We start from the raw sequence: 1,312 nt of genomic DNA on the forward strand, positions 1-1,312 counted from the left end.
TGAATCGCCCCGGCTTTCGTGGAGGCCGGTTGGTGTGAGTCAGGCCGCGACGGCTTGACTGCTCAGTTGCTTGTAATAGTTTGCCTCAGCTTCAGCCGGCGGTATATAGCCGAGCGGCTCCAGCAGGCGGTGGTGGTTAAACCAGGACACCCATTCGAGCGTGGCCAGTTCGACGGCCTCGCGCGTCTTCCAGGGAGCGCGGCGGTGGATCAGCTCAGCCTTGTAGAGCCCGTTGATCGTCTCTGCCAGGGCATTGTCGTAACTGTCACCCTTGCTGCCCACAGACGGCTCAATGCCGGCTTCCGCCAGGCGCTCGCTGTACTTTATCGACACGTATTGCGAGCCCCTGTCGCTATGGTGGACCAGCTCGTTTCGTTCCGGCTGACGCGCATACAGCGCCTGTTCCAGTGCGTCGAGCACGAAATCGGTCCGCATCGAGCTGCTGACTCGCCAGCCGACGATTCGCCGGGCGAAGACGTCGATGACGAAGGCGACGTAGACAAAACCCTGCCAAGTCGAGACGTACGTGAAGTCGGAGACCCACAGCTGGTTCGGTCGCTGGGCCTTGAACTGGCGGTTGACGCGGTCGAGCGGGCATGGCGCCTTCGCATCAGCCGCAGTTGTACGCACGACCTTGCCTCGCATGACGCCACGCAGCCCGGCTTTGCGCATCAGGCGCTCCACGGTGCAGCGAGCCACGTCAGTTCCCTCACGCCGCAGTTGGCGCCAAACCTTGTCGGCCCCGTAGACCTGCAGGTTCGCCTGCCAGACGCGCTCGATGTCGACGCTCAGCACGTCGTCGCGCTGGACACGGGCACAGCGCAGTGACGGGTTGCGTTGCTGCGCAGCGTGGCGCCAGTAGCCCGACGGCGCGACCTGCATCACCTTGCAGATCGGCTCGACACCGTAGGCATGGCGGTACCGGTCGATGAAAGCCCTCACGGCTTGAAGTGGCGGCCGAGCTCCGCCTGGGCGAAAAACGCACTCGCCAAGCGCAGTATCTCGTTGGCCTTGCGCAGCTCGCGCACTTCTCGTTCCAGCGCCTTGACGCGTTCTTCTTCAGCGGTTGTCGGTCCTGGCCGCTGGCCGGTATCGCGCTCTTGCTGCCGTACCCAGCGACGCAGCGTCTCCGGTGTGCAGCCGATCTTGGCGGCGATCGACGTGATTGCGGCCCACTGCGATTCGTACTGGCTGCCGGCTTCGCTGACCATGCGCACAGCGCGCTCGATGACTTCGGGGGAATACTTCGGTTGCTTTTTCATAGCTCCATTTTCTCAAAGAATGGAGCCTCTACAAAACCCGGGGCGATTCA

At 63.1% G+C, this 1,312-nt stretch carries 1 protein-coding gene and 1 other annotated feature; the gene reads right to left on the bottom strand.

What is annotated here, in order from left to right; genetic code table 11:
* Nucleotides 1-39 precede the first annotated feature (39 nt).
* Nucleotides 40-1,262 (bottom strand): IS3 family transposase gene (locus GYK42_RS28765; protein WP_166450275.1). Its coding sequence is split into 2 segments (ribosomal slippage): nucleotides 40-974 and nucleotides 974-1,262, totalling 1,224 coding nucleotides; the frame shifts between segments, so codons are not numbered across the junction.
* Nucleotides 868-984: a sequence feature (AL1L pseudoknot), on the bottom strand. Its footprint overlaps the gene before it by 117 nt.
* Nucleotides 1,263-1,312: the final 50 nt, after the last annotated feature.

The organism is Janthinobacterium lividum (assembly GCF_011601275.1).
Classification (GTDB): Bacteria; Pseudomonadota; Gammaproteobacteria; order Burkholderiales; family Burkholderiaceae_D; genus Janthinobacterium; species Janthinobacterium lividum_E.